The sequence below is a fragment of the Mycolicibacterium wolinskyi str. Jessa 2025 genome (assembly GCF_049241375.1).
In the GTDB taxonomy this organism is placed as follows: domain Bacteria; phylum Actinomycetota; class Actinomycetes; order Mycobacteriales; family Mycobacteriaceae; genus Mycobacterium; species Mycobacterium wolinskyi.
The window spans coordinates 1,420,523-1,441,886 of the sequence record NZ_CP185960.1 but is presented as its reverse complement, the minus strand read 5'-3'; the positions used below and the strand labels follow the sequence as shown (position 1 = coordinate 1,441,886).

The 21,364-nt window shown below is 67.1% G+C and carries 21 protein-coding genes; 11 read left to right on the top strand and 10 right to left on the bottom strand.

All coding sequences use genetic code 11. The annotated features are described in order from the left end of the window. The first annotated feature begins 10 nt into the window (after positions 1 to 10). The 7 genes from glmU (at position 11) to pth (ending at position 5,741) form a co-directional block, all read left to right on the top strand. Complete coding sequence (gene glmU / locus ACOI2T_RS07285; protein ID WP_421877237.1) at positions 11 to 1,384, top strand: bifunctional UDP-N-acetylglucosamine diphosphorylase/glucosamine-1-phosphate N-acetyltransferase GlmU; 1,374 nt, start codon at positions 11 to 13, stop codon at positions 1,382 to 1,384. 102 nt (positions 1,385 to 1,486) lie between these two features. Beyond that, positions 1,487 to 2,467 carry a ribose-phosphate diphosphokinase gene (locus ACOI2T_RS07280; RefSeq protein ID WP_067844389.1) on the top strand — a complete coding sequence of 327 codons (981 nt, stop codon included), beginning with the start codon at positions 1,487 to 1,489 and terminating at the stop codon, positions 2,465 to 2,467. Next, positions 2,467 to 2,814 carry an arsenate reductase (glutaredoxin) gene (gene arsC / locus ACOI2T_RS07275; RefSeq protein ID WP_409504900.1) on the top strand — a complete coding sequence of 116 codons (348 nt, stop codon included), beginning with the start codon at positions 2,467 to 2,469 and terminating at the stop codon, positions 2,812 to 2,814. The genes ACOI2T_RS07280 and arsC overlap by 1 nt, the downstream gene beginning before the upstream one ends. Beyond that, complete coding sequence (locus tag ACOI2T_RS07270) at positions 2,811 to 3,452, top strand: LpqN/LpqT family lipoprotein (protein WP_409504901.1); 642 nt, start codon at positions 2,811 to 2,813, stop codon at positions 3,450 to 3,452. The genes arsC and ACOI2T_RS07270 overlap by 4 nt, the downstream gene beginning before the upstream one ends. 9 nt (positions 3,453 to 3,461) lie before the next feature. Continuing rightward, entirely contained in the window at positions 3,462 to 4,340 is an 879-nt protein-coding gene (locus ACOI2T_RS07265) for an oxidoreductase (RefSeq protein ID WP_409504902.1), read from the top strand. Between the two features lie 159 nt (positions 4,341 to 4,499). Next, positions 4,500 to 5,159, top strand: a complete 660-nt coding sequence (locus ACOI2T_RS07260) for a 50S ribosomal protein L25/general stress protein Ctc (protein WP_409504903.1) — start codon at positions 4,500 to 4,502, stop codon at positions 5,157 to 5,159. A 6-nt stretch (positions 5,160 to 5,165) separates the two neighbouring features. Next, positions 5,166 to 5,741, top strand: a complete 576-nt coding sequence (pth, locus tag ACOI2T_RS07255; protein ID WP_409504904.1) for an aminoacyl-tRNA hydrolase — start codon at positions 5,166 to 5,168, stop codon at positions 5,739 to 5,741. 7 nt (positions 5,742 to 5,748) lie between these two features. On the opposite strand, the gene ACOI2T_RS07250 is transcribed toward pth, so the two are convergent. Then, a complete protein-coding gene (locus ACOI2T_RS07250; RefSeq protein WP_409504905.1) occupies positions 5,749 to 6,783 on the bottom strand; it encodes a 4Fe-4S binding protein in 1,035 nt (344 codons plus the stop codon). A gap of 108 nt (positions 6,784 to 6,891) precedes the next feature. Between ACOI2T_RS07250 and ACOI2T_RS07245 the strand changes: the two genes are divergently transcribed. Beyond that, on the top strand, positions 6,892 to 7,422 hold the full coding sequence (locus tag ACOI2T_RS07245) for a DUF6611 family protein (protein WP_409504906.1): 531 nt from the start codon (positions 6,892 to 6,894) through the stop codon (positions 7,420 to 7,422). A gap of 164 nt (positions 7,423 to 7,586) precedes the next feature. On the opposite strand, the gene ACOI2T_RS07240 is transcribed toward ACOI2T_RS07245, so the two are convergent. After that, positions 7,587 to 8,171, bottom strand: a complete 585-nt coding sequence (locus ACOI2T_RS07240; protein WP_409504907.1) for a VOC family protein — start codon at positions 8,169 to 8,171, stop codon at positions 7,587 to 7,589. Continuing rightward, positions 8,168 to 9,589, bottom strand: coding sequence for a cytosine permease (locus tag ACOI2T_RS07235; protein WP_409504908.1), 1,422 nt, complete (start codon positions 9,587 to 9,589; stop codon positions 8,168 to 8,170). Before ACOI2T_RS07235 ends, ACOI2T_RS07240 begins: the two co-directional genes overlap by 4 nt. Before the next feature lie 90 nt (positions 9,590 to 9,679). Between ACOI2T_RS07235 and ACOI2T_RS07230 the strand changes: the two genes are divergently transcribed. Next, entirely contained in the window at positions 9,680 to 11,257 is a 1,578-nt protein-coding gene (locus tag ACOI2T_RS07230; protein ID WP_409504909.1) for a helix-turn-helix domain-containing protein, read from the top strand. 21 nt (positions 11,258 to 11,278) lie between these two features. Here the strand turns inward: ACOI2T_RS07230 and ACOI2T_RS07225 are convergent, their stop codons facing one another. Genes ACOI2T_RS07225 through ACOI2T_RS07215 form a run of 3 tightly spaced genes read right to left on the bottom strand, consistent with a single transcriptional unit; the run spans position 11,279 to position 13,898 of the window. Next, the gene (locus ACOI2T_RS07225; RefSeq protein ID WP_409504910.1) at positions 11,279 to 12,145 is read right to left on the bottom strand and encodes a polysaccharide deacetylase family protein; all 867 of its coding nucleotides are present in this window, start codon (positions 12,143 to 12,145) and stop codon (positions 11,279 to 11,281) included. Beyond that, positions 12,142 to 13,266 carry an NADH:flavin oxidoreductase gene (locus tag ACOI2T_RS07220; RefSeq protein ID WP_409504911.1) on the bottom strand — a complete coding sequence of 375 codons (1,125 nt, stop codon included), beginning with the start codon at positions 13,264 to 13,266 and terminating at the stop codon, positions 12,142 to 12,144. The genes ACOI2T_RS07225 and ACOI2T_RS07220 overlap by 4 nt, the downstream gene beginning before the upstream one ends. Continuing rightward, on the bottom strand, positions 13,242 to 13,898 hold the full coding sequence (locus ACOI2T_RS07215; RefSeq protein ID WP_409504912.1) for a DUF1989 domain-containing protein: 657 nt from the start codon (positions 13,896 to 13,898) through the stop codon (positions 13,242 to 13,244). The genes ACOI2T_RS07220 and ACOI2T_RS07215 overlap by 25 nt, the downstream gene beginning before the upstream one ends. A gap of 118 nt (positions 13,899 to 14,016) precedes the next feature. Here ACOI2T_RS07215 and ACOI2T_RS07210 point away from each other — a divergent pair, with 118 nt between their 5' ends. Further along, positions 14,017 to 15,315, top strand: coding sequence for an amidase family protein (locus ACOI2T_RS07210; RefSeq protein ID WP_409504913.1), 1,299 nt, complete (start codon positions 14,017 to 14,019; stop codon positions 15,313 to 15,315). 41 nt (positions 15,316 to 15,356) lie between these two features. On the opposite strand, the gene ACOI2T_RS07205 is transcribed toward ACOI2T_RS07210, so the two are convergent. Both ACOI2T_RS07205 and ACOI2T_RS07200 read right to left on the bottom strand, forming a co-directional pair. Continuing rightward, entirely contained in the window at positions 15,357 to 16,994 is a 1,638-nt protein-coding gene (locus ACOI2T_RS07205) for a fatty acyl-AMP ligase (RefSeq protein WP_067844347.1), read from the bottom strand. A gap of 332 nt (positions 16,995 to 17,326) precedes the next feature. Then, positions 17,327 to 18,295, bottom strand: coding sequence for a 4-(cytidine 5'-diphospho)-2-C-methyl-D-erythritol kinase (locus tag ACOI2T_RS07200; protein WP_409504914.1), 969 nt, complete (start codon positions 18,293 to 18,295; stop codon positions 17,327 to 17,329). Between the two features lie 55 nt (positions 18,296 to 18,350). Between ACOI2T_RS07200 and ACOI2T_RS07195 the strand changes: the two genes are divergently transcribed. After that, a complete protein-coding gene (locus tag ACOI2T_RS07195) occupies positions 18,351 to 19,217 on the top strand; it encodes a serine/threonine-protein kinase (protein WP_409504915.1) in 867 nt (288 codons plus the stop codon). A 60-nt stretch (positions 19,218 to 19,277) separates the two neighbouring features. Here the strand turns inward: ACOI2T_RS07195 and rsmA are convergent, their stop codons facing one another. Further along, positions 19,278 to 20,189 (bottom strand): 16S rRNA (adenine(1518)-N(6)/adenine(1519)-N(6))-dimethyltransferase RsmA, encoded by a 912-nt coding sequence (rsmA, locus tag ACOI2T_RS07190; RefSeq protein WP_067844343.1) that lies wholly within the window; start codon positions 20,187 to 20,189, stop codon positions 19,278 to 19,280. Further along, on the bottom strand, positions 20,186 to 21,313 hold the full coding sequence (locus tag ACOI2T_RS07185) for a resuscitation-promoting factor (protein ID WP_067844340.1): 1,128 nt from the start codon (positions 21,311 to 21,313) through the stop codon (positions 20,186 to 20,188). The genes rsmA and ACOI2T_RS07185 overlap by 4 nt, the downstream gene beginning before the upstream one ends. Positions 21,314 to 21,364: the final 51 nt, after the last annotated feature.

The following is a 21,364-nucleotide window of genomic DNA, read 5'->3' as shown; positions in this document are numbered from 1 at the left end:
GGGTACCCGGATGCGGTCGGCCATCCCCAAAGTCCTGCACGCCGTGGGCGGGCGCAGCATGCTGGCCCACACGCTGCACGCGGTCACCGCGCTGACGCCCAGCCACATCGTCGTGGTCGTCGGACATGGTCGTGAACAGGTCAGCGCCGAGGTGGCCAGGGTCAGCAGCGTGGCCACCGCCGTCGTGCAGGACGAGCAACTCGGCACCGGGCACGCGGTCAGTGTCGGCATGGCCGGGCTGCCGAGCGATTTCGGCGGCACCGTCATCGTCACCACCGCCGACGTTCCGCTGCTCGACGGTGCGACGCTCGCCGGTCTGGCCGCAGCCCACCGGGGCGCGGGTGTGACCATCCTGACCACCACGCTGGCCGACCCCACCGGCTACGGCCGCATCATCCGTGACGCCGACCGCGCGGTCACCGCGATCGTCGAGCACGCCGATGCCGACGAGGCGCAGCGTGCGGTCGCCGAGATCAACTCCGGGGTGTATGCCTTCGATGCGGCCGCGCTGCGCTCGGCGCTCACGCAGTTGCGCACCGACAACGCCCAGGGCGAGCTGTACCTCACCGACGCGATCGCGTTGATCCGCAATCAAGGTCTGCCGGTGCAGGCCGAGCACGTCGACGACAGTGCGCTCGTCGCGGGCGTTAACGACCGGGTCCAACTCGCCGACCTCGGTGCCGAACTGAACCGGCGCATCGTCGCCGGACATCAGCGCGCCGGGGTGACGATCATCGACCCGGCTAGCACGTGGATCGACGTCGACGTGACGATCGGGCGCGACACCGTCGTCCGGCCCGGCACGCAGTTGTTCGGCACGACCGAGATCGGCAGCGGCTGTGAGATCGGCCCGGACACCACGCTGACCGACGTCGAGGTCGGCGACCGCGCCTCGGTGATCCGCACGCACGCACAGCTCGCAGTGATCGGCGAGGCCGCGACCGTCGGCCCGTTCACCTATCTGCGGCCCGGCACCACGCTCGGCGCCGACGGCAAGCTGGGCGCGTTCGTCGAAACCAAGAACGCCAAGATCGGCACCGGCACCAAAGTGCCGCATCTCACCTATGTCGGAGACGCCGACATCGGCGACCACAGCAACATCGGCGCATCGAGCGTGTTCGTCAACTACGACGGCGAGAGCAAGCACCGCACCACGGTCGGCTCGCATGTCCGCACCGGCTCGGACACGATGTTCATCGCGCCGGTCAACGTCGGTGACGGTGCCTACACCGGCGCCGGGACCGTGCTGCGTGAAGATGTCCCGCCCGGTGCGCTGGCCGTCTCCGACAACGCACAACGCACGATCGAGGGCTGGGTCGAGCGCAAACGCCCCGGCTCGGCGGCCGCGGAAGCCGCGCGCAAAGCGCGGGGCGAAAGAGACTAACTCGACGTTTTCCGTTGGCAATCTGGTAACCCGGCTACGAGCACCAGGAAACGCTACGTACGATTGGCCCGTATCGATTCCCGACCGCGAAGGCAGCACACAGTGGCCACGGACTGGACCGACAATCGCAAAAGCCTGATGCTGTTCTCCGGCCGAGCCCATCCGGAGTTGGCTGAACAGGTCGCCAAGGAACTCGACGTCCATGTGACGGCGCAGACCGCGCGCGATTTCGCCAACGGCGAGATCTTCGTCCGGTTCGACGAGTCCGTGCGCGGCAGCGACGCATTCGTGCTGCAGAGCCATCCGGCGCCGCTCAACCAGTGGCTCATGGAGCAGCTCATCATGATCGATGCGCTCAAGCGCGGCAGCGCCAAGCGCATCACCGCGATCCTGCCGTTCTATCCCTACGCGCGTCAGGACAAGAAGCACCGCGGCCGCGAACCGATCTCCGCGCGACTGGTCGCCGACCTGCTCAAGACCGCGGGCGCCGACCGCATCGTGTCCGTCGACCTGCACACCGACCAGATCCAGGGCTTCTTCGACGGCCCGGTCGACCACATGCGCGCGCAGTCGCTGCTGTGCGGCTACATCGCCGAGAACTACTCCGACCACGACATGGTGGTCGTCTCCCCCGATTCGGGCCGCGTGCGCGTCGCCGAGAAGTGGGCCGATTCGCTGGGCGGCGTGCCGCTGGCATTCATCCACAAGACCCGCGATCCGCTCGTGCCCAACCAGGTGAAGTCCAACCGCGTCGTCGGTGAGGTGAGGGGCAAGACCTGCATCCTGACCGACGACATGATCGACACCGGCGGCACGATCGCCGGCGCGGTCAAACTGCTCAAGGAGGACGGCGCCGCGGACGTCATCATCGCGGCCACTCACGGCGTGCTGTCGGATCCGGCCCGCGAGCGGCTGGCGTCGTGCGGGGCGCGTGAGGTGATCGTCACCAACACCCTGCCGATCGGCGAGGACAAGCAGTTCCCGCAGCTGACTGTGCTGTCGATCGCGCCGCTGCTCGCGAGCACCATCCGCGCGGTGTTCGACAACGGTTCGGTCACCAGCCTCTTCGACGGGTCGGCCTAGTGGCTACCGAAGCCACCATCTATCACAACCCCAAATGCTCGACGTCACGTAAGACGTTGGAGTTGTTGCGCGGCAACGGTATTGAGCCCGAGGTCGTGCAGTACCTCAAGACGCCGCCGACGCGCCTCGAGCTGAAGAAGTTGATCGCCGACGCGGGCATCGACGTGCGCACCGCGGTGCGCAAGCGCGAATCCCTTTATGCCGAGCTGGGTTTGGCCGATGCGTCCGACGACGAGTTGCTCGATGCGATGGCCGAGCATCCGATCCTGATCGAGCGTCCGTTCGTCGTCACCGCCAAGGGAACCCGGCTGGCCCGGCCGATCGATTCGGTGCAAGAGATTCTGTGAACCGGCTGATCGCCGTCGGCGCCGCGGCGGCCGTGCTGCTCACCGGGTGCGGCGCCGAGACCCCCGACTACCAGTCGATCTGGACGACGACCACGACCACCACGTCGTCGTCCGACGCGCCGCCCGTGCCGCTGTGGCAGTACCTGGAGAACTCGGGCGTCGTCGGCGAACCGGTCGCACCGGAAGACATCCCGGACCTAACGATCACGATGCCGACCCCGCCGGGCTGGCACCCGTACAACAATCCCAACCTGGCGCCCCGCACCCGGATGATCGCCAAGGGCGACACGTATCCGACGGCCATGCTGCTGGTGTTCAAACTGCACGGCGACTTCGACGTGCCGCAGGCCCTCAAGGACCACGGCTACGCCGATGCCCAACTGTCGGAGAACTTCAAACAGCTCAACGCCTCGACCGACGACTGGCGTGGTTTCCCGTCGGCGATGATCGAGGGCAGCTACGACCTCAACGGCAGGCGCATGCAGAGCTACAACCGCGTCGTGATCCCCACGACCGTCGAGGCACCTCCGCAGCGGTACCTGATCCAGCTGACAGTCACCACGTACGCCGACGAAGCCGAGGCGCAGGCCGCCGACATCGAATCGATCATCTCGGGGTTCACGGTCGCGAAGAAGTAAGTTGTCCGCATGACCGAATGGACCAGCGCCGACCTGCCCTCGTTCACCGGCCGCAGCGTCGTCGTCACCGGCGCAAACAGCGGGCTTGGCCTCATCACCGCACGCGAGCTGGCCCGCGTCGGCGCGAAGGTGATCGTCGCCGTCCGCAATCTGGACAAGGGCACGGCCGCCGCGGCGACCATGACGGGCGGGACGGTCGAGGTGCGCAAGCTCGACCTGCAGGACCTGGCCTCGGTCCACGAGTTCGCCGACACCGTCGAGACCGTCGACGTCCTGGTGAACAACGCAGGCATCATGGCGGTCCCGCTGAGCCGCACCGCCGACGGCTTCGAGAGCCAGATCGGCACCAACCATCTCGGCCACTTCGCGCTGACGAATCTGTTGCTGCCCAAGATCTCCGATCGCGTGGTCACGGTGTCGTCGCTCATGCACTGGATCGGCGTCATCAGCCTGCGGGACCTGAACTGGAAGTCGCGCCCGTACTCGGCGTGGCTGGCCTACGGGCAGTCCAAGCTCGCGAACCTGATGTTCACCTCTGAGCTGCAGCGCCGGCTGTCGGCGTCCGGTTCGCAGGTGCGTGCGGTCGCCGCCCATCCCGGCTACTCGGCCACCAACCTGCAGGGCCACACCGGTAGCCGGTTCGGCTCGCGGATGGCCGCGGCGGGCAACCGGTTCATGGCCACCGAACCCGAGTTCGGGGCCCGCCAGACGCTGTACGCCGTGTCCCAGGACGTGCCGGGCGACAGCTTCATCGGGCCACGGTTCGGGCAGTTCGGCCCGACCCAGCCCGTCGGGCGCAGTCCACTGGCCAAGCGCACGGAGACCCAGAAGGCGTTGTGGGACCTGTCCGAGCAGCTCACCGGGGTGTCCTATCCGCTCGACCGCTGACGCCGTTTTGGGAACCGCGCCCTGCCTTTGCTAACCTGACCAGGCGTCACGGCGAGGGTGGACCATGTGGACCACCGTTATCGACGGGAACTTCTGTAAGTGTTGCGACCCTGGCCGTGCTGACGAATGACCGCAGTACCGCATATGAGGAGCAACACAATGGCCAAGGCCGCAAAAACCAATGCCACCAACAAGCTGACCGCGACGGTCCGCACCCGCACCGGCAAGGGCGCGTCGCGCCAGGCCCGCCGTGCCGGCCTGGTGCCCACCGTGCTCTACGGCCATGGCACCGACCCCCAGCACCTCGAGCTCAACGCCCACGAGTTCGCCGCCGTGCTGCGTAAGGCAGGCACCAACGCCGTCCTGACGCTCGACATCGACGGCAAGGAAGAGCTCGCGCTCACCAAGGCGCTCGACATCCACCCGATCCGCCGCAACATCCAGCACGCCGACCTGCTCGTGGTCAAGCGCGGCGAGAAGGTGACCGTCGAGGTCACCGTCGTCGTCGAGGGTGAGGCGCAGCCGGGGACCCTGGTCACCCAGGACGCCAACACCATCGAGATCGAGGCCGAAGCCCTGTCGATCCCCGAGCAGCTCACCGTCTCGGTCGAGGGCGTCGAGGCAGGCACGCAGTTCACCGCGGGCCAGATCGCGCTGCCCGCGGGCGTCAACCTGATCTCGGATCCCGAGTTGCTGGTGATCAACGTCGTCGAGGCCCCGAGCGCCGAGGACCTCGAGGCCGAGGGTGCGGGCGAGACCGCCGAGGCTCCGGCCGCCGAGGAGCCCGCGGCCGAGGCAGCCGAAGAGTCGGTCGAGTAATCCTTCGTGGCCGAGCCGCTTCTGGTGGTGGGCCTGGGAAACCCCGGGCCCGCCTACGCCAAGACCCGGCACAACCTCGGCTTCATGGTGGCCGACCTGTTGGCCGGGCGAATGGGCTCGGCCTTCAAGGTGCACAAGAAATCCGGTGCCGAGGTGGCGACCGGCCGGCTCGCCGGTGCACCGGTGGTGCTGGCCAAGCCACGCTGCTACATGAACGAATCAGGCCGCCAGGTCGGGCCGTTGGCGAAGTTCTATTCGGTTCCGGCCTCACGCGTCGTGGTTCTTCATGACGAGCTCGACATCGACTTCGGCCGGATCCGGCTCAAGCTCGGTGGCGGCGAAGGCGGGCACAACGGGCTCCGCTCGGTGGCGTCAGCGTTGGGCACCAAGGACTTTCAGCGCGTACGCATCGGCGTGGGACGCCCGCCGGGTCGCAAGGACCCGGCAGCGTTTGTGCTGGAGAACTTCACCGCCGCCGAGCGGGCCGAGGTTCCGACGATCTGCGAACAGGCCGCCGACGCGACCGAACTGCTGATCGCCCAAGGTCTCGAGCCGGCCCAGAACACCGTGCACGCCTGGTAGTTCCCGTTCACCGCCCGCGGATGCCGCTGTCGACGACCTTCACGGTCTTGTGTGGATACCGCTTCTCGGCGTGCGCCTTGGCCGCGGAGTTCGGCAGCACGTAGAGCGTTTCCTTCTTGTCCTGCAACGGTTTGAGCACCAGGTCCATGAAGCCCTTGCGGTCGTCGAGGTACGGCTCGATGACGTCCTCCCCCGCCGGGCACACCGCCAGGCAATAGGCAGCCTTGTAGTTCGCCTTGAACGACAGGCTCTGCCACATCGACGCGTTCTCGGAATCGCTTACCCGCGAGCGGAAGTCGGCCGCGTCTGCGCTGTCGGCGATGGTCTGCGCCCAGTCGGTGAACCCGCCCATGAATTCGCGGTAGTTGTGCACCGAGCAGGCGAGGAAGTCGAACTCGCCGTCCTTTCCGATCGCGCCGACCGGGCAGGCCGCCACGCACAGTTTGCATTCCAGGCACGGTGAATAGTCCAGTGGTGCACCGTAACTGCTGATCGGATCGCCGACCAGAATGGTGGCGAGCAGGATGAAGTTGCCGAAGCGGGGATGAATGACGTTGCGGTGGATGCCCATCACGCCAAGGCCCGCGGCCACCGCGATCGGTTTGTGTGCGACGACCCAGATCCGGCCGGGGAACCGGTCCATCTCCATCGGGAAGGTGGCCGACGGGTTCACCGCGCGGTGGCCGGCATCCTCCAGTGCGCGGGTGATCCGGTGGGCGGCCTCGTTGATGATCTCGCCGCTGCGGTGGAATTCCTGATTGGCGACGCTGCGGGCGGTGGACCGGACGTTGTCGCGGTTCATCTTGACCACGAGCGAGATGTAGCTGCGCACGCCGGGCAACGCCACGCCGGCATGCTCGCGTTCGGATTCCAGCGCGGGATCGTCGACGCCGGCGAAGGCGACGTCGTCGGCTCCCGCGTCCAGGCACAGCTGACGCAGCCAATCGGCGTCGATCACGCGCGGCGGCGGCGCTGCACTGCGGGCCCGCACCGCGCGCACTGTCGGGTGGTCGGCGAGGCGGGCGGGGAGTCTTTCGGCCATGCAGCTGAGTATAGAGATCTATACTCAGACTGCAAAGGGAGGCGGCAGCGGCGTAAAGAATCCGTTCGGGCCGGGTATGAGGGCCGCGGGCCGGGGTACACCGGAGGTATGAACACCGGGGCGTTGCGTCGCTTCGGCGAGCGCCTGCTCGACGGCACCCGTGCGTGGGGGTCGGTCGAGATCCGGCCCGGCCGATTCGGGATCGTGCAGTACCGCCTGGTGGTCTACCCGCCCGGGTTGAGCCGCTCAGAACGCCGCTGGCTGCGGCTCGCGCGGGGTTGGCCGGTGTGGGGCTTCATGGTGTGGCTGCTGTGCCAGATCGTGCTGACCGGGACCATGACGTCGTGGGCGGTGTTCGGCGCGTCCACCGCGGTTGCCCTCGGCGCGGGCGTCGTCGCGTTCGCGATGGCGGGTGACGCACGCACGCGCGTGCGCAGCATGCTCGTGACGACGATGCTCGGCTACCCCGATGCGACGGCCGAGGCGAACCGTGACCGGCTCGCCGAGCTCGCGGCCGTGCTACTTGAGGCCGACGAATGGCTCGCGCGCGGTGACATCGGCGTCGTCGAGCACGAGCTGATCTGGTGGCAGGTCTACGACCGGCTGGCCGACAGCGTCGCCGCCGGACCGCATGCGTGATGGCCGACCTGTTCGAGGAGCTGGCGTTGATGGCTGCGCCCGCCGTACTTCTGCTGGCCATGCGCGCGAACATCGTCCGGCAGAACCGGGCCGCCGCGAAAGCTGAGCGGATGCCGATGGTTGCGAGCGTGCGCCTTGGGTGCCAGCGGGCAGCGCCTGTGTCCCTAATGCCGTTGCGGCCGCACCGGCGGCGCCTGCCCGGGCGGCGGCGGGGCCGGGTACCACTCCTCGGGCTCCGGCCACACGAAATCCGAAGGGATCGAATAGGTTTCGAATACGGTGCCGGTCGCCGACTCGGTGTCAAAAAAGGCGAAGGCGTTGGCGTCGACGAACCGGCCCGATTGCACCAGCGGGAATCCGCGACGCCCGAACTCGCCCAGCCGGTCCTGCCACGGCTTCTCGTCGCAGTCGAAGGCAATGTGCTGGATGCCCTCGCCGTGGGTATCGAGGAACTCCTGGAAGATCGACGGCCCGTACAGCGGTTCCATGATCTCTACAGCCAGGTCTCCGACGTCAGCGAAGCACACCTTGATGCCGTAGTCCGCCGTCTCCCCGCGGTAGGTCCGCTCGGTGACAGTGGCGGAGTCGAAGGTGTACACCCGCCACGGCCCGATGCCCAGCCGCACGAGGCCTTCCATCGTGCGCCGGTGGTCGGCGGTGACGAAGCAGACCTCGATCAGTTTGCCGAGGAAGCTGTTCGACAGTTCCGTTGCGCTTACAACCTGCGGTAGTTTGCTGTCGTCGGTCATGCCCGCACCGTACGCCGAGCGAGCACGAAGTACAGGATGCCGGCGACGAGACTCCCTGACAGCCAGGAGAAGTCGGTGTTGCCGAGTGCGGTCGCGAGCGGGCCCTGCATTGCCGGCACGAGACCGTACTGCCATGCCCAGCCGGCGACGACGCCTGCTGCGAGGCTCGTCAACCCGGCGGAGTTGAACATTCCGTATATAGACGCCTCAGCCGGCAGATACAGCGAGTCGGTGTCGAGACGGCCACGGCGAATTGCGAAGTAGTCCACCAGCATGATGGCCGCCCACGGGCTGATCCAAACCAAGATGGAGACCATCCAGTTGTCGAAGGCATGCGCGAAGCTGTCGGCGTTGACGAACACCGCGAGCACCGCCGAGGCCACCAATCCGGCGATCAGAGTCACCTTCCATCGCGTGGCCCGCACTCCGATCGACAACGCCGCGAGCGAGCACGAGTAGAGGTTCAGGATGTTGGTTGCGATCGGACCGTGCACCAGCAGTAGCAACACGGGGACGGCCATTACGCCGAACGTCCCGACCACCAGGGCCGACGGGTCACTGCCGCCGCCTGCGCTGGCCAGACACGCTCCGAGTGCGGCCAACCACACCGTCGGGATGTACATGCCCAGCGAAGACGACCAGAACACCGCGCGGGCCGACGCGCCGACGCGAACGAATCGGCTGTAATCCGACGCATACGGGATCCACGTCAGACCCCAGCCGATGCCGATGGCCGTCAACAGTTGTGTCACCGCCGTGATCTTCTCGCCGGGCTGCAGCTCGGCTCCGGCGAAACTCCAATTGATATCGGTGGTCGCGATCGCCAGCACGGTCATCGCCGCCATCACGACCACGGTGGCCGGCACGGTCCACTTCTCAAAGCTGCGGATCGCATAGAACCCGTACAACGCCAGACCGAGTTGCACCGCCATGATTCCCGCGGCTACCAAAAAATCCAGCCAGGCCCCGCCGGTGACGCCGAGTTCCGCCAGGACGGCCAGCACCAGGTCGAGCACCACCCAGGTGTTCACCCCGACCCAGCCCATCGTGAGCAGGAACTGCGCCACGCCCGGCACGATGGCACCGAGCCGGCCGAACGGTGCCCGGCCCAGCACCATCTGATTCACCGCGGTGCGGTGGCCGACGACATTGAAGAGGCCGAAGACGCTGCAGCCGAGAAGGTTTCCCACCACGACGACCGCGAGTGTCTCGACGAGGCTCAGACCAAGCGTGATCCCGAGTGCACCGAGCACCCAGTTGATGGGCGCGATGTTGGCGCCGGCCCAGATCCAGAACAGTTCCCACGGTGAACAGTCCCGACTGTCGTCGGGAATGGGTTCGATGCCATGCGCGTCGAACGGTACGGCTGGGTCAGACCCCTGAGTGCGCGACCTGGTCTCAAGCGGACTGGTGGACATCGGCGGCTCCTCGCTGATTGACTACCGCTCATCGAAACACCGCGAACTGAAGGCGCCGAGTGTATAAACATCCACAAACTGCCCGTTTGAATGGATGTAGATACACCGATGCTGAGCCTGCAGACACTCCTCGCGGACACCACCTTGGAACTCACCCTGCTGACGCCTGGTCCGGTCGACGCGCTCGACAGCGAGGTGCTGTGGCTGCACAACACCGAACTGCCCGACCCGTCGCCCTACATCCGGCCCACGGAACTGGTGTTGACCAACGGCTTGTGGCGCGATTCAGTGACCGCCGGCGAGTTCGTCGCCGCGCTGCAACGTGCCCGCGCCGCCGGACTGATCTTCGGTCTCACCGCGCAAACACCAGTCGCCCCAGACGATCTCGTCAAAGCCTGTGTCGTCGCGGGAATTCCGCTCGCCACGGTGTCGATCAGGGTGCCGTTCACCGCCATCACCGAGACAGCGGCACGGATACAGGGTGCGGCACGACAGGATGCGCTGGCTCGTCTCGTCCGCCGCGGCAATGCGCTGGCAACGTCCATCTCGCGCGGCGGCGGCGCCGAAGGCGTCCTGGAGGTCTTGCGACGCGACCACGAACTGCCGCTGCTGGTGGTCGACAGGATGGGGAGGCGGCTGGCCGGCGATGCGCCCGGTACCGACGCCGACACCGACCGGGCGGCCGCCGAGGCGCTGGCTCGTCGGCCACCGCCGCTCGAAGTCGATCTGCCAGGCGCCGGGCTGGCATCGGTGTACCTCGTCGAAGGCGCAATGGGCGATATCGACGCCGGGCTGTTCTGCCTGCGTCCGCTGGCAGAACTCAGCGGAGTCGAGCGTGACGCGATCGATCAGGCCGCGCGATTCCTCAGCCTCGAGGTCACCAAACAGCAAGCGCTGCATGCGATAGAGTCACGCTTCTCCAGCGAGCTGCTGGAGATGATCCTGTCCGGTGCCGCTCGGGCTGCCGATGTTCAGGATCGATTGCGGGCGTTCGGCATCGACCCCGCCGCGCAGCTGGCCGTCATCACGATGGTGGTCGGCGACGAGCCGGTGCGACCCGCCGGTTCCACCGACGAGATCGAAGGGTTCTTCCGGCGCCGTGGCATCCCGGCGGTGGTGGTGGCGGGCAGCCAGGACACTGTGGTCGTGTTCCCTTGGAGCAGCACCGGCGAGGACCTCGCCGGGTTCTGTCATCAGCTGTCCGACGCAGTGCGCCGACGCTTTCCGGAACACCGTGTCGTGGTGGGGATCGGTGCACCGGCGGCCGATTCGAGGGAACTGCGCGAACCGCTGATCGGCTCCCGAGAAGTGTGCCAGGTCCTTCGCCGACGCAGCAAAGACTCGCGCGTCGGCACTTTCGCCGATGTCGGTACCCATCGAATGCTGCTCGGACTGCACGACCGGGCGCTGCTGCGCCGCTTCGCCGACGACATCCTCGGCCCGTTGCGCACGAACGACGAGCACAACGGCACTGAGCTGGAGCGCACCCTTCGCACGTTCTTGAGCAACGACGGGCACTGGTCGGCCACCGCGGGCGATCTGTACGTACATGTCAACACCCTCCGTAACCGGGTGTCTCGCATCGGCGAGCTGACCGGACGTGATGTGACTCGACTCGAGGACCGGGTCGATCTGTTCCTGGCGCTGGAAGCCGATGCCTTGAGTTGACGAAGAGTTGACGACGCTGCGTCAGTCCGGGTAGACGTCCGCTTGCGCGACCGGCGGTCGGAGGGTGCGCGGCTGGATCGCGCCGTCCCCGTCCACTGCCTCGGCCACGTCGCGGCACCGCGCGAACCGGACGTCACCCAGTTCCAGCGCGTGTTCGATCACGCCGCGCAGGGCCATGATGCGCCCGGGGCGGCCCGAAAGAAACGGGTGCACACAGAGGTTGAACAAACACCGGTATCGGCGCATCCCGTCGAGCTCTGCACGCCACATCTCGGCGACCTTCACCGGTGACTCGATCACCGAACCGACGTGCGGGTCGGGCAGGTAGGCGTACTGCTCCCAGTCGTCCAACGACCAGTGCACCGGCAACTCCACGATGGGGGCGACGTCGGTGTTGATGCGGTACGGCCGGTCGTCTCCCATCAGGGAGGAGTCGTAGGACAGACCGTACTCGGCGATCAGACTCGGAGTCTGCCAGCTCGCACCCCACAGGGCGGCACGGTGTCCTCGAATGTCGATGTCCTGCTTGGCGAAAACCTCCATTCCACGCTCGAAGTCCGCGCGTTCCTCTGCCGCCGTCATCGTCACAGGCGATCGGTGGCTGTAGGAGTGGTGTGCGACTTCGTGACCGCGCTCGACAATCGAGGCCGCCAGCCCGACCCGCTGCTCGGCCACCCATCCGGGCACGAAAAACGTTGCCGGCACATGAAGTTCGTCGAGCATATCCAGAATGCGCGGCACTCCGACATCAGGCCCGTACGACTGGTGCGCCATGGTCATCATGTGGTCTGCATAGCGACGCCCCTGCGCGAGGATCGGCGTTTCGGCGTCGAGGTCGAACGTCAGTGTCGCCACGGCCGCAGCGCCGCGATGCCAAGGCGTGGTCATGAGTGAACGCTCTGGGCTGCTCGCCAATTGCGGGCGTTGGCAATTGTGGCCATCGGCGAGAGCATTTCGTGATCGAACCGTTCCAGGTCCTCCCCAGCCGCCACCCGCCTCGGCAGGTCGGGATTCGCCAGTGCGCCGCGGCCGACCGACAACAGATCGGCATGTCCGCCCTCGAGTACGTCGGAGGCCTGTCGCAGGTCGTGCATACCACCGTTGGCCATCACCGGCAACCCGCTGACCTCGCGGGCGAGCGCCGTGATGGTCCTGCCATCCGAGAACCGCGCGGTGTCGATGAAATCGCGGCCCTCGCTGGCGATGTGCAGATAGTCGGCACCGGTGCCGGCCAGTGTCGCGAAGATGATCTCCGCGTCGGCCGCGCCGCCCGGCCACCGGTAGGTGAAGTCATTGACCTTGGTCTGTGACAGCCGGACTCCCACCAGGAATCCCTCGGCGACCCGGTTGCGGATCTCACTGAGCACGCGTGCGGCGAGCTTGATCCGGTTGGCGACACCGCCGCCGTACTCGTCATCGCGGGTGTTGGTGTAGACGGTCAGAAACTGGTCGAGAAGATAGCCGTTGGCCGCGTGCACTTCCACACCGTCGAAACCGGCGGCTTGCGCACGGACGGCGGCATCGCCGAAACTGCTTACCACAGTATCGATCTCATCGCGGGTCATTTCCTGCGGGGTTGGCCATCTACCAGAGCCACCGTATTCGTCGAGCATCGTACCGCGCGGTGTGATCGCCGACGGCGCGACCGTGCCGGCGCCGTGCGCATTTCCCTGCGACAGTGCGCCGGCGTGCATGAGTTGCGCGACGATCGGTACGCCATGAGCGTGTACACCATCGGTCACCGGCCGCCACGCCTGAACATGGGCGTCGGTGGCCAGGCCTGGCTGGTTGAGATAACCCTGGCTGTGGGTGATGTCGGTGTAGATACCTTCGGTCAGTAGCAGGCCGAATCCCCCGCGCGCGAAATCTCTGTAGTAATCCGCCATTTCAGTAGTGGCAGCGCCATCCGGAGTTGCCGACACGCGTGTCATCGGCGCGACGGCGAACTTGTTGTCAAGTGTCAGGGTGCCGACCCGCTGGGCCGTCAGTGCCGGGTGTGCGTTGGCCATGCTCGAATCTCCTCGGTGTCGATGTGGGGCGTTGTGATGCGTAGGGCGAGCGGAGTGGGCCGATCACCATTGATCGGGTTGAGATCCATGGGGCAGGCGGAGACCACGACGACGCAGTCCATTTCCGCTTCGAGGGTGACGGAGTCGCCGGAACGACTCACGGCGGGCAGCCAACTCAACGTGCCCTCCGCGCTGACCGGGATATTCATGAACAGATTGACCGGCTGAGGCACGACATCCGTGACGAGTCCCAGCTCGGCCAGCGCTGCTTGCAGGTTGGCGGCGCACGAATTGTGGTCGTCGACACCGAGTTTGCGGTAGCGCTCGGGATCGCACGCGGCGATCAGCATGTCGTGCGTGCCCGGCGAAGTGTCTTCGGCCAGGGTCAGAATGGGCCGACGGCGGTTGGTGACGAATTGATCGCCGATCTGCGGGAACAGACTGCCGGTTGCCGTGCGGGTGTGGCTGGCCGACAGATACTCGCCGACATCGGCTGTCGCGAAGGCGAATAGGTCGCCCACCTGCCCGCCGTCAACGTCGATCACTTGCAATCGGTCACCACGACAGATCTGCACAGCGCGCCCGGCGCCGGCCGGCACCTCGAGGTAGCCGGTGGTGTTTCTCAGCTTCATGTACGCATTCAACGGGCGACACCGTGTCGACCATCATGGTTGTTCACACACTCTCACCCGCCGCGTAGTGGAGCTTCCTCCATACAGGTGCCCTCAGGAGGCTGCCTAGCCTGCGGTAATGCCGCAGACCACCAGTGCGCAGCAGATGTGTGAGCTCAGCCTTGCCCGCGCCCACACCCCCGCTGCGCGATCGACCATGATCACGATGACCGCTGATCGGGCCCGCCGTGAAGCCTTCGACAGTGATGCCCGTCGGCTGCGCGGCACCCTGCGCAGCACAGTCGACGGCGTTCCGGTGGTGTGGAAGGACCTATTCGACGTCGCCGGCACCGTGACCACCTGCGGGTCGTCTTCGCGGCTCGATGAACCGCCCGCGCAGGCGGACAGCACGCTCGTGCGCCGCCTCCGTGCGCTCGGCACGGTCACGGTCGGCAAGACCAACCTCAGCGAGTTCGCGTTCTCAGGGCTCGGCATCAACCAGCACTTCGGTACACCGATCAACCCGCTGGATGCGGCGCGCGTACCTGGCGGATCCTCCTGCGGTGCCGCTGTTGCCGTCGCCGTCGGGGTCGCGAAGCTGGCCGTCGGCACCGACACCTCCGGCTCAGTGCGTGTCCCGGCCGCATTCACCGGCTGCGTCGGCTTTCGGGCGAGCCACCACCGCTACGGGCCCAACGACTTTCACGCACTGTCGCCGACCCTGGACAGTGTGGGGTTCATAGCACGCTCGGTCGGCGACATCCAGCGCGTCGACCGGCTGTTGGTGCGCGGGCAACATCCCGTCCCACCGGCATCGCAGCTGATCATCCCGGCAGGCGAATGGGTCGACGACTGCAGTCCCGGCGTGCACGCGTCGTTCACGGCAGCCGTCGAGGCGTTACGGCGCAACGGAGTCGTCGTCACCACCCGCGAGTTGCCGTCACTGCGGCAGGCTCAGCGCCTACTCGACACGCACGGCACGATCGTCGGCGCCGAGGCCTACGCGGCATTCGGGGCGCTGCTTGCCGATCCGGCCGCGATGGAGGCGGCGACCCGACGTCGGTTGCGCCGCAATGCCAGTGCCGATGTGGCCCCCTTGCGCGCGGCGATGCCGTTGCTGCGCCTGCGATTCCGTGCCGAACTCGGAGGCGCGATAATGCTGTGTCCGACGGTGCGCCACGAACCGCCACACATTGCCGACCTGCTCGCCGGCGCTGCGGCGTACGACGCCGCCAACGCGTCGACGCTGCGCACCACGATGGTGTTGAGCTATCTGGGCGCGTGCGGGGTTACCCTGCCCGTGCCGGGGGTCGACGACGAATTGCCGAGCGGGTTACTGCTCTCAGCGCCTGACGGGGACAACGGCGTTCTGCTCGCTACGGCAGCCGATTTCAGCCTGCCCGAGGGCCGCGAGCGACCGCAAAATGCCGCCGGATAGCGGCGTGTCGGCGTACAGACACGGTCGCTCGCGGTGCCGAGTCAGCCGGTGACCAGCGAAACCGAATTCGCGCGGCGGAGCTTGCCCGACGGCGTCTTCGGGATGGTGCCGGGGCCGAGCACGACGACGTTGCGTGGCCGCACGTCGACCTCGGAGACCACCTCGTGGGCCACCTGATGCTCGATGCGACGCACCTCGGCCGGATCCTGCCAGGCGTTGGATTCGACTGCGACAGCGAAGGTTTCGCGTGAGTGCCCGGCGTCCAGGCGCACCGCCACGGCGCAGCCGGGGCGCACGCCCTCGACGCGGCCAGCGGCGCGCTCGATGTCGGTCGGGTAGATGTTGCGCCCGGCCATGATGATCACGTCCTTGACGCGGCCGCACACGACGACGTTGCCTTCTTCGGTGATGTAGCCGAGGTCGCCGGTGTCGTACCAGCCGTGCTCGTCCTGAGCAGGCAGGAAGCCGCCCATCGTGATGTAGCCGGGGGTCAGCGATTCCCCGCGCAGCTCGATGACGCCGACGCCGCGGGCGGGCATGACCTCACCGTTCTCGTCGACGACGCGGGCCTCGAGGTCCTTGAGCAGCGGGCCGAGCGAGGCCAGCCGCTTGGTGTTGCCCTTGGTGGCGGGCACGGCGCGGCGAAGTGCGGCCAGCAGGTCGGCGTCGACCTCGTCGACCACCAGGCCGGCGTTGCACGGCGAGAACGACACCGCCAGGCACGTCTCGGCCATGCCGTAGGCCGGCAGGATCGCCGACGACTTGAGCCCGAACGGCTTGCCCGCGTCCAGCAGGTCCTCGACGTCGGCGGGCTCGACCGGCTCGGCACCCGACAGCGCGAACCGCAGCGTCGACAGGTCGAAGTCGCCGGGCTTGGCCTGCCGGCGCAGTCGCTTGGCCAGCAGCGCGTAGGCGAAGTTGGGCGCCGCCGTCATGGTGCCCTTGTACTTGTCGATCAGCTTGGCCCACAGCAGCGTGTCGCGCAGGAAGTCCATCGGCGTGACCTTGACGAGCTCGGCGCCGAAGTACATCGGGATGGTCAGGAACCCGACCATGCCCATGTCGTGGAAGCACGGCAGCCAGCTGACCATGACGTCCTTGTCGACGTCGTACTCCGCGCCGATGAACATGGCCTCGGCGTTGGAGTGGATGTTGCGGTGCGTGATCTGGACGGCTTTGGGCGATCCCGTCGATCCGGACGTCAGCTGCATGAGAGCCAGATCGTCCTCGCCGGTCTCGACGGGGTCGATCGGATCGGCGGCCAGCAGGTCGGCGACCTTGAGGACCTTGACGCCCTTCTCCTCCAGCACCGGGATCGCGACGAGGAACGGCTCGGAGACGATGACGGCGTCGGCCTCGATCATGCCGATGACGTTCATGGTGTCCTCGGCCCACACCGCCAGGTCGGTGCGCGGGGTCGGCTGGTGCAGCATGGTCAGGCTCGCGCCGCGCATCCACACGCCCTGCGCGGTCGGCGCGATCTCCACCGGGAAACCGGCCAGGACGCCGACGGCGTCGCCGTGATTGATTCCGGCCGCGGCCAGACCGCCTGCGATACACCGGGCGCGCTCGTGCACCTCACCCCAGGTGTGTCGCACCGGCTCGTGCGGCTCACCGGTCACCATGCCGCGCTTGCTCTCACGAGCGTTGCGGTACATCTTCTCGGTGAATCTGCTCACGACGACCTCCTAGGTGCCGGCGTCATTGCCCGGCTATCCATGCTCCGCCCTGTGCGCGGCGCTTTTAAGTAGGCACACGCACACAATTGGGCAGCAGTTATGTCTCGGTTCGGTGATGACTTCCGTAAGGGCACAGCCACCGCCCGCAACGTTGCGGGAGTAAGGGCACCGGTACCGGCTACAGGCCTGTAGAACCGCCCGCCCACACCTGCGGCGGGCGAAGTCGCGTCCGATGCTTGACCGCTAGCTTTCACCGTCGATCATCTTAAGAGACCCTTAAGTAGCTGCCAAACTCTCGCGACAATTGAGGTCTGTGTCACACCGCGCGCCCGTCAGACCGACGGCGACGGAGCAGGGACGACGCGGGCCCCGTGCACCGGTCCGCTGGCGACCCGGACCGTCCGGCACACGCCGGCCCCGGCCAGCTCAGCGCCCACGTCGACGGCCGCGGTCGACGACGGGCACAAGAACGCGCACGTCGGCCCCGAGCCGGACACGATGCCGGCCAGCGCGCCTGCCTCGACGCCCGCCCGCAGCGTGCGGCGCAGATCGGGATACAGGCTTAGCGCGGCCGGTTGCAGGTCGTTGCCGAGCAGCGCGGCGAGCTCGGCCGGATCGCCCGAAGCCAGCGCCGCGAGCACGGGCTCGGGCTCCTCGGTTCGCGGTAGCTCACCGCGGCTCTCGTCGGCCCGCAGGCGGTCCAGCTCCCCGAAGACCTTCGGCGTCGACAGCCCGCGGTGCGCGAACGCCAGCACCCAGTGGAACGTATTTCGCGCCAGCACCGTCGCGAGCTCCTCGCCGCGCCCGGACCCCAGCGCGGTCCCGCCGTGCAGCGCGAACGGCACGTCGCTGCCCAGCTGGGCCGCAAGGGCATGCAGGTCGCGCCGCGGCACGCCGAGTTCCCACAGCGTGTTCATCGCGACGAGCACCGCCGCGGCGTCGGCACTGCCACCGGCCATGCCGCCGGCGACCGGGATGGACTTCTCGATGCTGATCGCGACGTCGGGCGCACGGCCGACGTGCTCGGCCATCAGCACCGCGGCGCGCCACGCCAGATTGCGCTCATCGGTCGGCAACGATTCGACGCCCTCGCCCGACAGCGTCAGCGACAACACATCGGCGTTGCGCACGGTCACCTCGTCCAGCAGCGAAACCGCGTGGAACACCGTCGTGAGGTCGTGGTAGCCGTCGTCGCGCAGATCTCCCACCGCCAGGTACAGGTTCACCTTGCCGGGCACACGCACCGTCACCGACCCAGTGGGAACCCACTCGGATGCGGTACTGCCGTCGGATGCGGACACGGCCACGACACTATCGCCGACCGGTCCATACCGTCGCTGAACCTAAGCTGTGATGGTGGTGTCACCCGGCGAGACGATCGCGGGATACGCCGTCGAAGAGGTCGTGGGCCGCGGCGGCTGGGCCGTGGTGTACCGGGCCCGCGACGGCGCCGGGCGTGCGGTCGCACTCAAAGTGCTCGACGATGCGCACCGTGAACCCGATCATCTCGCGCGGTTGCAGCGCGAGTTCGACTTCGCCGGGCGCGTCGAGCACCCCAACATCGTCAAGGTCTTCGAAGCCGGGCCGGCCTGGCTGGCCATGGAACTGATCGACGGCGGAACCGTCGGCGCGCTGCCGACGACCGGTGAACGCCTGACCGCGCTGCGACAGATCGCCGCCGCACTCGACCACGCGCACCGGCTCGGAATCGTGCACTGCGACGTCAAGCCGACGAATATTCTTGTGGACCAATCGGTCCCGGCTGACCGGCCGAGGGCGGTGCTGATCGACTTCGGCGTGGCGCATTCGGTCGCCGAGGACGTGGCCATGCGCCTGTCACACGACGGCGGACGTCTCACCCTCGACCCGGCCAAACGGATCGCCCGCCAAGCCCAGGGCCCGCACCCGCAGGTGCAGGCGTCACTGCCCTATTCGGCGCCCGAATTGCTTTGCGGCCGTTCGCCTTCGGCCGCCACCGATGAGTACGCCCTGGCCTGCACGACGGTCGAGCTGCTCACCGGGTCGCCGCCGTTCGCCGCCAAAACCGCGATGGGCATGGTCGACCAACAGCTGCAGGCCGCGCCGCCACGCATCTCACGGCAACTCGACTGGATACCCCACGCCGTCGACTCGATCCTCGCCAAGGCTCTGGCGAAAGACCCCGAGCGGCGCTATGACTCGTGCGCCGAGTTCATCGACCTGATCGCCAACGCGCTGCGTTGAAAACGACGAAATGGTCGCGCACTGCGAAAGGTGGACGACCATATCGTCGATCTCAGCGCCCTAGGTGGCGCGGATGGTCTCGGCCGTCTTGCTTTCCCAGGCGTCGCCCGCCGCTTCCTTCGCCCGCTGCAGCAGCCGCACGAAATCGGCGATTCCGAGGGTCTCGCCACGACGCGACGGGTCGATGCTGGCAGCCAGCAACCGCTCCGCCGACTCGTTGCCCGACCCGGCCCACTCCGCGAACGCGTTACGCGACGTCTTGCGACGCTGCGCGAACCCGATGTCGATGAGGTTGAACACCTCGTCGCGGAACTCCGCGTCCATCGGCCATGCCGGATTCTCGTACCGGTCGAGGCGGACCAGCCCGGAGTACACCCGCGGGATGGGCCAGAAGACCGTCGGCGAGACCATGCCGTGCCTGCGCACGTTTCCGTAGAAACGCATCTTGGCACTGGGCACGCCGTAGTCCTTGCCGCCCGGCTCCGCGGCCAGGCGTTCGGCCACCTCGGCCTGCACCATGACCATGACCGTGCGAATCGACGGGAACTCGGCCAGCAGGTGCAACAACGCGGGCACCGCGACGTTGTACGGCAGGTTCGCAACGAGCGCCGTGGGCTGCTCGGTGAGATCGGCCGGCATCAACGTCAGGATGTCGCGGTTGAGCACCGTGAGACGGTTGATCTCACTGTGCGAGTGGTCGGCGATCGTGGCGGGAAGTTGCCGTGCCAGCAGCGGATCGATCTCCACTGCGGTGACGCGGGCCCCGCGATCCAGCAACGCAAGTGTCAGAGAACCGAGTCCCGGCCCGACCTCGAGGACATGGTCGTTTCGATGGACACCGGACGCAGACACGATGCGCCGCACTGTGTTGGCATCATGGACAAAGTTCTGCCCAAATGACTTGCGTGGCCGAAAGTCGATCTCTTTGGCCAAGCGTCTTATCTCGGTCCGCCCGAGCAGTCGAATAGTCAGCGCGCCCCAATCCTCCCGCTACAAACCGGCCAGGCTCCCCAACCTTGCCGGGCTTGCGTCACCGTAGCAATCGCAATCTGCTCTTCTCTAGTCGCCAAGTCGGCTCTCGGAGCATACCGCAGACCGCCGCTTCTCTCCCAAGTGTTTTGATCAAATTGAACACCACCGTAAAAACCGTTACCAGTGTTAATGGCCCAGTTACCTCCGGCTTCGCACTGCGCAAGCGCGTCCCAGGCGGCCGCATTGGTAACCGGCGGCACTTCGGTGCCCGGCTTTGCTCCCACTCGGAGCACACCGTCGCGGGCCGGATTGATAACGACATTGGCTACTGGCAGCCTGCCGGTTTCCACCCCGTTTACCTTTGCGACGGCAAAAGTTACATCCTGGGTGCCCGGCGCACCCGGATCCTCGACGACCTGACGGCTCATGTTGAGGGTGACGTCCTCGATTCGCTTGTTGCCCGGGGCAAGAGGCACGCGTTCGGTCACCTTCTCGATGCGCATGCGCGTCACCTGGATCTGCATACCGTCGATGACCGGCGACGATGCGGCAGGAACGACGGTGTCGTTCTGCTCGAGCGGAACACCGGCGGCCCGCAACAGGCCCGCGACGTTCGGCGCCGCGAGATGCACCGTCGAGACCACTCCCCCGTCGTCGATCTGCACGGTCTTGGGGCTGACCACGGGCAGGGCCATGCCGGCCAGCGGCACCCGGCTGCCGCGCGACGCCGCGGCGGGCGCCTTGTCGGTCATCCGCAGCTGCGCGAGCGCCTCGTCGACGGTCGATGCGGTGGTCCAGACCTGCTTGCTGTCTTGACCATCGAGCGACAACTGCAGCGGCCGGCTACGGCGGAGCACGATGGTGTCGGACTGGTGCACGGCCTGCTCGGCGGCCGGGTAGAGATCGTCGCGCTCGCCGACGTCGAACCCGTTCTCCTCGACGACGTCGATCACGCGGGACTTCATCGTCGTCACCGTCATGGGCGATCCGTCGACGCTCAGCGTCACCGTCTTGTGCGACGACACGGCGTAACCACCGGCCGCGGTGAGAGTCACCAACAGGGCGCCGACGACGCCGCGAAGCAGGGGGGATCGGGATTCATGAATTTTGTTCAGCGCGTCCACGGTTCTCGCGTTTCGGTTCTGCCGGCACAGTTCACCGCCGGCCAGTCGGAG

Excerpts from the sequence above, each read along its gene's own strand:
- glmU (WP_421877237.1), top strand. The coding sequence starts at position 11 with ATGCGGTCGGCCATCCCCAAAGTCCTGCACGCCGTGGGCGGGCGCAGC.
- ACOI2T_RS07265 (WP_409504902.1), top strand. The coding sequence starts at position 3,462 with ATGACCGAATGGACCAGCGCCGACCTGCCCTCGTTCACCGGCCGCAGC.
- ACOI2T_RS07260 (WP_409504903.1), top strand. The coding sequence starts at position 4,500 with ATGGCCAAGGCCGCAAAAACCAATGCCACCAACAAGCTGACCGCGACG.
- ACOI2T_RS07250 (WP_409504905.1), bottom strand. The coding sequence starts at position 6,783 with ATGGCCGAAAGACTCCCCGCCCGCCTCGCCGACCACCCGACAGTGCGC.
- ACOI2T_RS07245 (WP_409504906.1), top strand. The coding sequence starts at position 6,892 with ATGAACACCGGGGCGTTGCGTCGCTTCGGCGAGCGCCTGCTCGACGGC.
- ACOI2T_RS07240 (WP_409504907.1), bottom strand. The coding sequence starts at position 8,171 with ATGACCGACGACAGCAAACTACCGCAGGTTGTAAGCGCAACGGAACTG.
- ACOI2T_RS07235 (WP_409504908.1), bottom strand. The coding sequence starts at position 9,589 with ATGTCCACCAGTCCGCTTGAGACCAGGTCGCGCACTCAGGGGTCTGAC.
- ACOI2T_RS07230 (WP_409504909.1), top strand. The coding sequence starts at position 9,680 with ATGGATGTAGATACACCGATGCTGAGCCTGCAGACACTCCTCGCGGAC.
- ACOI2T_RS07225 (WP_409504910.1), bottom strand. The coding sequence starts at position 12,145 with ATGACCACGCCTTGGCATCGCGGCGCTGCGGCCGTGGCGACACTGACG.
- ACOI2T_RS07220 (WP_409504911.1), bottom strand. The coding sequence starts at position 13,266 with ATGGCCAACGCACACCCGGCACTGACGGCCCAGCGGGTCGGCACCCTG.
- ACOI2T_RS07215 (WP_409504912.1), bottom strand. The coding sequence starts at position 13,898 with ATGAAGCTGAGAAACACCACCGGCTACCTCGAGGTGCCGGCCGGCGCC.
- ACOI2T_RS07210 (WP_409504913.1), top strand. The coding sequence starts at position 14,017 with ATGCCGCAGACCACCAGTGCGCAGCAGATGTGTGAGCTCAGCCTTGCC.